This is a genomic window from Streptomyces sp. NPDC058646, assembly GCF_042716875.1.
Classification (GTDB): domain Bacteria; phylum Actinomycetota; class Actinomycetes; order Streptomycetales; family Streptomycetaceae; genus Streptomyces.
Window position 1 is genome coordinate 1 of record NZ_JBHXRK010000065.1, and the last position, 10,130, is coordinate 10,130.

A 10,130-nucleotide genomic window follows, 5' to 3' on the forward strand; every position below is an offset into this window, starting at 1 on the left:
TCCGCTTCACCGACGCCCTCCACACCCTCCACACCCACGGCGTCACCACCTACACCGAACTCGGACCCGACACCACCCTCACCACCCTCACCCACGACACCCACGACACCCACGACGACACCACCGCCGTCAGCCTCCTGCGCCCCGGACGCCCCGAAGCGCAGACGGCGGTGACCGCGCTCGCAGCGCTGTTCGTCCAAGGGGCCGACGTGGACTGGGCCGCCTTCTACGAGGGCACCGGTGCCCGCCGTGCCGAGCTGCCCACGTACGCCTTCCAGCGGCAGCGGTACTGGCTCGACGGAGCCACCCGCAGGCCCGCCGCGGCCCTGCCCGCCCTGGACGACGTGCGGGGCGGCCGGCCGAAGGCGGAGACGCCCCGCGGTGAGCTGGGCCGGCGTCTGGCGCAGTTGGGTGAGGCCGAGCGCGACCGCCAGGTCTCCGAGTTGGTGAACGCGCACATCTCGTCGGTACTGGAGTACGCGCAGGGCGGGCAGGTGCCGCAGCGCACGCCCTTCCAGAAGCTGGGCTTCAGCTCCCTGATGGCCACCGAGCTGCGCGGCGCGCTGGCCAAGGCCACCGGTCTTTCGCTGCCCAGCGGTCTGCTGTTCGAGTACCCGACACCGCAGGAGCTGGTCGCGTTCATCGGTGCCGAGCTGCTGGGCGCGGCCGAGGAGGCGGCCGTCGAGAACAGGGCGGGCGGCTACGACGAGCCGATCGCGATCGTCGGCATGGCCTGCCGCTACCCGGGCGGCGTCTCCTCCCCCGGGGAGCTGTGGCAGCTGGTCGCCGAAGGGGGCGACGCCGTATCGGACTTCCCGACGGACCGCGGCTGGCCCGAGGACCTCTACGACCCGGATCCCGACCGGCCGGGGAAGAGCGCGGTGCGGCGCGGCGGGTTCCTCCAGGGCGCGGGCGAGTTCGACGCGGGGTTCTTCGGGATCTCGCCGCGTGAGGCGCTGGCCATGGACCCGCAGCAGCGGCTGCTGCTGGAGACGGCCTGGGAGGCCGTCGAGCACGCGGGCCTCGACCCCGAGTCGCTGCGCGGCAGCCGTACCGGTGTCTTCGTCGGCGCGACCGCCCTGGAGTACGGGCCGCGGATGGACGATGCCCCGGAGAGCGTCCAGGGCAATGTGCTGACCGGCAGCACCCCGAGCGTCATGTCGGGGCGCATCGCCTACCAGCTGGGCCTGATCGGCCCGGCCGTGACGGCCGACACCGCCTGCTCGTCCTCGCTGGTCGCGCTGCACCTGGCGGTGCGGTCCCTGCGCTCCGGCGAGACGAACCTGGCGCTGGCGGGCGGTGCGACGGTGATGTCGTCGCCCGGCATGTTCGTGGAGTTCTCCCGGCAGCGGGGGCTGGCCCCCGACGGCCGCTGCAAGTCCTTCGCGGCGGGTGCGGACGGCACCGGCTGGGCGGAGGGCGTCGGCCTGCTGCTCGTCGAGCGGCTCTCCGACGCCGAGCGCAACGGCCACCAGGTCCTCGCCGTCATCCGCGGCTCCGCCGTCAACCAGGACGGCGCGAGCAACGGCCTCACCGCCCCCAACGGCCGGTCCCAGCAGCAGGTCATCCGGCAGGCCCTCGCGGACTCCGGGCTGACCACGGCCGATGTGGACGCGGTGGAGGCGCACGGCACCGGCACCAAGCTCGGTGACCCCATCGAGGCCGAGGCCCTGATGGCCACGTACGGCAGCGGCCGCGACGGGCGCGAGCCGGTCTACCTGGGGTCGCTGAAGTCGAACATCGGCCATGCCCAGGCGGCGGCCGGCGTCGGCGGCGTCATCAAGATGGTCGAGGCCATGCGCCACGGCATCCTGCCCAGGACCCTGCACGTCGACGAGCCGTCGCCTCAGGTGGACTGGTCCGCGGGTGCGGTGGAGCTGCTCACGCAGGAGCGCGCGTGGCAGGAGCGGGCGGGCCGGCCGCGGCGGGCCGCCGTGTCCTCCTTCGGCATCAGCGGCACCAACGCCCATGTCGTCCTGGAGGCCGCGCCGGCTCCGGCGGCGGCCGGGCGGCCGGAGCCGGCCGGCGCCCCCGCGCACCGCGTGCCCCTGCCCTGGGTGCTGTCCGCCCGGGACGAGGCGGGGCTGCGCGCCCAGGCCGCACGCCTTCGGACGTACGCGGAAGGCTCCGACCCCGCGGACATCGGGCTGGCGCTGGCCACCACCCGCACCGCTTTCGAGCAGCGGGCCGTCGTGCTCGGCGGCGTGGCACCCGAGGGCGGCCCGGGCGGCCGGGCCGGGTTCCTCGCGGGGCTGGACGCGCTGGCCTCCGGTGCCGAGGCGCCGAACGTGCAGCGCGGCAGTGCGGCCGGAGCGGGGCGGACCGCCTTCCTGTTCACCGGGCAGGGCGCGCAGCGCGCCGGCATGGGCCGGGAGCTGTACGAGGCGCACCCCGTGTTCGCCGCCGCCCTGGACGAGGTGTTCGCCGCCTTCGACGGGCTGCTCGACGTGCCGCTGCGGGACGTGATGTTCGCAGCAGACGCCGAGGACGGCGCGGACGGCGGGGTGGCCGGGCTGCTGCACCGGACCACGTACACCCAGCCGGCGCTCTTCGCGGTCGAGGTCGCGCTGTTCCGGCTGCTGGCGCACCACGGCATGACCCCGGACCTGGTGGCCGGGCACTCCATCGGCGAGCTGGCCGCCGCACATGCCGCCGGGGTGCTGTCCCTCGCGGACGCGGCGAAGCTGGTCGCGGCGCGCGGCCGGCTGATGCAGGCCGCCCGCGCGGGCGGCGCCATGATCGCGATCGAGGCCGAGGAGGCGGAGGTCGTACGGTCGCTGGCGGGCCACGAGGCCGTGGTGAGTGTCGCGGCGGTCAACTCCCCGCGTTCCGTGGTGATTTCGGGCGACGCCTCCGTCGCCGAGGAGATCGCGGAAGGCTGGCGGGCGGCCGGGCGCCGGACCCACCGGCTGAAGGTCAGCCATGCCTTCCACTCGCCGGACATGGACGGGGTGCTGGAGGAGTTCCGGGAGGTGGCGGCGGGCCTGGACTTCCGCGCCCCGCTGCTCACCGTCGTCTCGACGGTCACCGGTGAGCCGGCCACGGCCGAGCAGCTCACCTCGCCCGACTACTGGGTGCGGCAGATCCGCGAGGCCGTCCGGTTCGCGGACGCCGCCCGGCAGCTCGCCGGCCTGGGCGCCACCGTCCTCGTCGAGGTCGGCCCCGACGCGGTGCTCACCGCGCTCGCCCAGAACACGCTGGAGGAGGGCGCCGTCACCGCCGTCCCGCTGCTGCGCGCGGACCGGCCCGAGGCCGAGTCGTTCGCCGCCGGGATCGCCCGGGCCCACGCCCACGGGGCGCCGCTGGACGCCGGGTCGTTCTTCCCCGGCGCGGTACCCGCCGCCCTGCCCACGTACGCCTTCCAGCGCGCGCACTACTGGCTGGCTCCCGGCTCGGGCCTGCGCACCGATGCGCGCAGCCTCGGCCTGGACGCCTCGGACCATCCGCTGCTGTCGACGGCCGTGGACCTCGCGGACCGCGAGGACGCGCTGTTCACCGGGCGGATCTCACCCGCCGGGCAGCCGTGGCTGGCCGATCACACCATCGTGGGGACGGCGCTGCTGCCGGCCACGGCGTTCCTCGAACTCGCGGTGACGGCCGGTGATCTCGTCGGCGCCCCGCAGGTGGCGGAGCTGACCCTGGAGGCGCCCCTGCCGGTGCGTGAGCCCTCGCGGATCCAGCTCACCGTCGGCGCGCCCGACGCGGGCGGCTACCGGCAGTTCGCCGTCCATGCCCGTCCCGACGGCGACGACCGGTCGCTGCCGTGGACGCGGCACGCGACGGGCGCCCTGGCGCCCGCCGCCGCCGAACCGAGGGCCACGGACCTCACCGAGTGGCCGCCCGCCGGCGCCACCGAGGAGCCGGTGGACGGCGTGTACGCGCGGCTGGCGGACCTGGGGTACGCGTACGGGCCCGCTTTCCAGGGCCTGCGCTCCGTCTGGCGGCGTGGCGAGGACGTGTTCGCCGAGGTGCGGCTGCCCGATGCGCTGCACGACGGCGCGGCACGGTTCGGGCTGCACCCGGCGCTGCTCGACGCGGTGCTCCATCCGCTGGTGCTGGACGCGGCGGCGGGCGGCGATACGGATCGGATCCGGCTGCCGTTCGCCTGGACCGGCATGTCGCTGTACGCCGCCGGGGCCACCGGACTCCGGGTCCGGATCTCGCCTTCCGGCACGGACACGGTCACGCTGACCCTCGCGGACGGCACCGGCGCTCCGGTCGCCGAGGTGGAGTCGCTGACGCTCCGGCCGGTCGCCAAGGACCGGATCGCCGGGGCCGCGGAGGGCGCCGACGACGCGCTGTTCACCGTGGAGTGGGCCGCCGTCACCGCTCCGGACCCGGACGCCGGCCTCACCTGGGCGGAGACCGACGGGGACCTCTCCGCCGTGGCGGACGCCGACGTGGTCGTCGTGCGGGCTCCGCGGCCCGGCCCCGGCGAGGACCCGCACACGGGGACCGTGCGGGTCCTGGGCCTCGTACAGGAGTGGCTGGCCGACGAGCGGTTCACCGACGCCCGGCTGGTGCTGGTCACCCGGGGGGCGGTCGCCGCCCGGCCGGGCGAGGACGTGACCGGGCTCGCCGATGCTCCGGTGTGGGGTCTGATCCGCTCGGTACAGTCCGAGCACCCCGACCGGATGGTGCTGGTCGACGTCGACGACGAGGACGGTGCTGCCGCCGCGCTGCCCGGCGCGCTGGCTTCCGGGGAGCCTCAGCTCGCGGTGCGGGGCGGCCGGCTGTTCGCTCCGCGCCTCGCCCGTGCCACCCGTTCCTCCCTCCCGGCCGGCTCGGCCGGACCGCGGCTCGACCCGGACGGCACCGTGCTGGTCACGGGTGGCACCGGCGGCCTCGGTGCGCTGTTCGCCCGGCACCTGGTCACCCGCCACGGTGTGCGCCGGCTGCTGCTGAGCAGCAGGCGCGGTCCCGCCGCGCCCGGCGCCGACGCGCTGACCGCGGAGCTGACCGCGCTGGGGGCCGAGGTCACGGTGGTCGCCGCCGATGCGGGCGACCGCGAGGCCGTCGCCGCGCTGCTGGCGGCCGTACCCGCCGGGCACCCGTTGACGGCCGTCGTGCACACGGCCGGTGTCCTGGACGACGCGACCGTGGAGTCGCTGACCCCCGGGCGGCTGGCCGCCGTACTGGCGCCGAAGGCGGACGCCGCACGGCATCTGCACGAGCTGACCCGGGAGCTGGGCCTGGACCTGGCCGCCTTCGTGCTCTTCTCCTCGGTGTCCGGCATCACCGGCACCGCCGGCCAGGCCAACTACGCGGCCGCCAACACCTACCTGGATGCCCTCGCCCAGCACCGCCGCGCCCACGGCCTGGCCGCCACCTCGCTGGCCTGGGGCCTGTGGGACGGCACGCACGGCATGGGCGCCTCGCTCACCGAGGCGGACCTGGAGCGGTGGCGGCGGGCCGGTACGACCCCGCTGACCCCCGAGCGGGGGCTGGCCCTGTTCGACGCGGCGCTGGCGGGCGACGAGGCGCTGCTGGTGCCCGTACAGCTGGAGCTGTCCCGGCTGGGCGCCGGTCCCGAGCTGCCGCCGGCGCTCTTCCGGGGGCTGGTGCGGCCCCGCGGCCGGCGTACCGCGCAGGCCGCGGCCGGTGGCGGCGGCGGCGAGCAGGCGTGGGCCCGGCAGGTGGCCGGGCTCCCCGAGAACAAGCGGAAGGAAGCGGTGCTGCACCTGGTGCGCGGCGCCGTGGCGACCGTACTGGGACACAGCGACGCCACCGCCGTCGAGCCCGAGCGGGCCTTCAGTGACATCGGGTTCAGTTCGATGGCCGGGGTGGACCTGCGCAACCGGCTGGCCGCGACCACCGGCCTGCGGCTGCCCGCGACCGCCGTGTTCGACCACCCGTCGCCGGCCGCCCTGGCCGCGTACCTGCTGTCGCGGGTCTCCGAGGCGAAGGCCCCGGCCGCCGCCGCGGCCGCCCGTCCCCGGGGCGCGGCGGACGAACCGATCGCGATCGTCGGGATGGCCTGCCGCTTCCCCGGCGGGGTGTCCTCGCCGGAGGACCTGTGGCGGCTGGTGTCCGAGGGCGTGGACGCAGTCAGCGGCTTCCCGGCCAACCGCGGCTGGGACCTGGAGGGCCTGTACGACCCGGACCCGGAGCGGACGGGCACCTCCTACACCCGTGAGGGCGGCTTCCTGCACGACGCCGACCTGTTCGACCGTGAGTTCTTCGGGATCTCGCCGCGCGAGGCGACCGCGACCGACCCCCAGCAGCGGCTGCTGCTGGAGACCGCGTGGGAGACCTTCGAGAGCGCGGGCATCGACCCGGCCGCTCTGCGCGGCAGCAACACCGGTGTCTACACGGGCGCGATGTACGACGACTACGCGTCCCGGCTGGCCGCCACTCCGGAGGAGTTCGAGGGCTTCCTGCTCGCGGGCAACCTCTCCAGCGTCCTGTCCGGCCGGCTCTCGTACACCTACGCCCTGGAGGGTCCGGCCGTCACGGTCGACACGGCGTGCTCGTCGTCGCTGGTGGCGCTGCACATGGCGGCGAACTCGCTGCGCCAGGGCGAGTGCGACCTCGCGCTGGCGGGCGGGGTCACCGTGATGTCGGGGCCGCACACCTTCGTCGAGTTCTCCCGGCAGCGCGGGCTGTCGCCCGACGGCCGCTGCAAGTCCTTCGGGGCGGGGGCCGACGGGACCGGCTGGAGCGAGGGGGTCGGGCTGCTGCTCGTCGAGCGGCTCTCCGACGCGCGCCGCAACGGCCACCGCGTCCTGGCCGTCGTACGCGGTACCGCCGTCAACCAGGACGGCGCGAGCAACGGCCTCACCGCCCCCAACGGCCCCTCCCAGGAACGCGTGATCCGCCAGGCCCTCGCCAACGCCGGACTCCAGACCTCCGACGTCGACGCCGTCGAGGCCCACGGCACCGGCACCACCCTCGGCGACCCCATCGAAGCCCAGGCACTCCTGGCCACCTACGGCCAGGACCGGCCCGAGGACCGCCCCCTCTACCTCGGCTCGCTGAAGTCCAACATCGGACACAGCCAGGCCGCCGCCGGCGTCGGCGGCATCATCAAAATGGTCCAGGCCATCCAGCACGGCATCCTGCCCAAGACCCTCCACGCCGACGAACCCTCCCAGCACATCGACTGGGAGACCAGCGGCCTCGAACTGCTCACCGACGCCCGCGACTGGCCCCGCACCGGCGCCCCCCGCCGCGCCGGCATCTCCTCCTTCGGCATCAGCGGGACCAACGCCCACGTCATCATCGAGCAGCCGCCGGCCGTCACGGCCGCGGCCCGGCCCGAGGGGCGGACGGCGGGGCCGGTGCCGTGGATCGTGTCCGGCCGCACCGACGAGGCCGTCCGCGCGCAGGCCGGGAAGCTCCACCGGCACGTCGTCGACCATCCGGACCTGGACCCGGCCGACATCGGCTTCACCCTGGCCTCCGGCCGTGCCGTCATGGCGCGCGGCGCGGCCGTCGTCGGCGCGGACCGGGACGCCCTGCTGGACGGGCTCGCGGCCCTCGCCCGCGGCGAGTCCCCCGCGTCCGTCGTGCGGGGCGGGTCGGCCCGGCCCGGGAAGACCGCCTTCCTGTTCACCGGTCAGGGCAGCCAGCGGCTCGGTATGGGCCGCGAGCTGTACGCCTCCTCGCCGGTCTTCGCCCGCACGCTGGACGAGGTGGCGGGCCACCTGGACGCCGGCCTCGTCCGGCCGCTGAAGGAGGTGCTGTTCGCTCCGGCGGACTCCGCGGACGCGGCGCTCATCGACCAGACGGTCTACACCCAGGCCGCGCTGTTCGCGGTCGAGGTCGCCCTGTACCGGACCTTCGAGCACTACGGCCTGACGCCCGACTACCTGCTCGGCCACTCCATCGGCGAGGTCACCTCGGCGCACGTCGCCGGGGTCCTCGATCTGGCCGATGCCTGCGTCCTGGTCGCCGAGCGCGGCCGGCTCATGCAGATCGCCCGCGAGGGCGGTGCGATGGCCGCGATCCAGGCGGGCGAGGACGAGGTCCGCGCCTCCCTCGAGGGCTACGGGGACCGGGTCACCGTGGCCGGGGTCAACGGCCCGCGCGCCCTGGTCGTCTCCGGTGACGAGGACGCGGTCGAGGAGATCACCGCGGCCTGGCGCGGGCGCGGCACCCGTACCAAGCGGCTGGCCGTCTCCCACGCCTTCCACTCCCCGCACATGGACGAGATCCTCGACGAGTTCCGTTCGGTCATCGAGAACCTGTCCTTCCGGGTTCCGCGGATCCCCGTCGTGTCCAACGTGACCGGCACGCTCGCCACCGACGAACAGCTCACGTCCCCCGACTACTGGGTCCAGCACGTCCGCGAGGCGGTCCGCTTCCTCGACGGTGTGCGCTACCTGGAGTCCGAAGGGGTCACCGACTACCTGGAGCTCGGCCCCGACGGAGTCCTCACCGCCCTGGTGCAGGGCTGCCTGGCGGGAGAGGCCGGGCCCGGGGTGCTGACCCCGGCGCTGCGCAAGGGGCGCCCGGAGGCGGAGACCGTCCTGTCGGCCGTGGCGGCGCTGCGGATGCGCGGCGCGGGCCCCGACTGGCGTGCGGTGTTCCCCGGCGCCCGCCAGGTCACCCTGCCGGGTTACGCGTTCGAACACCGGCGGTACTGGCTGGACGCCCCGGCCACGGCCGCCGATGCCACCGGCCTCGGCCTGGCCGACGCCGACCACCCGCTGCTGGGTGCGGCGGTCGCCCTGGCGGACCGGGACGCGTACCTCTTCACGGGACGCCTGTCACTGCGCACCCATCCGTGGCTGGCCGGCCACGCCGTGCACGGCATGGTGCTGGTCCCCGGAACGGCCCTGGTGGAGCTTGCCGTCCGGGCCGGTGAGCAGGTCGGCTGCGACCAGGTGGAGGAGCTGTTGCTGTCGGCTCCGCTGGTCCTGCCCGAGCGGGACGGGGTACAGCTGCAGCTCGTCGTCGGCGAGGCGGACGACTCCGGCCGCCGCACCGTCGACATCCACTCCCGTACGGGCGACGGCGCCTGGCTGCTCAACGCCCACGGGGTGCTGGCGGCCGGTACCGGTTCCGAGGGAGCCGGCGAGGGGCTGACGGTCTGGCCGCCGGCCGGTGCGACCGAGGTCGCGCTCGACGGGGCGTACGACCGGCTGGCCGAGGGCGGTTTCGCGTACGGGCCGGCCTTCCAGGGGCTGCGCCGGCTCTGGCGCGGCGCGGACGGCGATCTGTTCGCCGAGGTCACGCTGGCGGAGGAGCTGGCCGGGGACGCGGTGAAGTTCCTGCTGCACCCGGCCGGTCTCGACGCGGCGCTGCATCCGCTGCTGCCGGGCGTGTCCGGCGAGGACCGCGAGGCGCGGCTGCCGTTCTCGTGGGCCGGTGTGCGGATCCACGCCGTGGGCGCCTCCAGTCTCCGGGTGCGGCTCACCGTGACGGAACGTGAGGCGGACACCCTGGAGGCCTCGCTGACCGTGGCGGACGGGACCGGCGCACCGGTGGCGTCGGTGGAGTCGCTGCTGCTGAGGGCGCTGTCGAAGGAGGCGCTGCGCGAGTCGGCCCAGGCCGGGCGCGACGGACTCTTCGCGGTCGACTGGGTGAAGGTGCCGGTCTCAGGCGAGCCGCTCGGCGCCACCCGCTGGGCGGTGCTCGGCGGGACCCAGCTGCCCGGGCTGACGTCCTACCCGGACCTCGACTCCCTGGCCGCGGCCGGACCTGACAAGGTGCTGCTGCCGCTGTTCCCGGGCGAGGCCGCCGCAGACGACGTGGCCGGTGCCGCGCACGCGGCGCTGAGCGGAGTGCTGCGGACGGTTCAGGGCTGGCTGGCCGACGAACGGTTCACCGACACCACCCTGGTCATCGCCACCCGCGGCGCCGTCACCACCAGCACCCAGGACGTCACCGACCTCACCCACGCCGCCATCTGGGGCCTCATCCGCACCGCACAAACCGAAAACCCCGGCCGCATCATCCTCGCCGACCTCGACGACACCACCCTCCCCACCACCGCACTCACCACCGGCGAACCCCAGATCGCCATCCGCCAAGGCACCACCCTCACCCCCCGACTCACCCGCACCACCCCCACCCCCACCAGCACACCACCCATCCCCTGGGACCAAGGCACCATCCTCATCACCGGAGCCACCGGCACCCTCGGAACCCTCCTCGCCCGCCACCTCGTCACCCGACACAACGCC

General features: G+C 75.3%; 1 protein-coding gene. It reads left to right on the top strand.

Translation table 11 applies throughout. From position 1 onward, the window contains the following. Positions 1–10,130: SDR family NAD(P)-dependent oxidoreductase (locus ACFWUZ_RS35985; RefSeq protein ID WP_384382292.1), on the top strand; the 10,130-nt coding region annotated here is incomplete at both ends.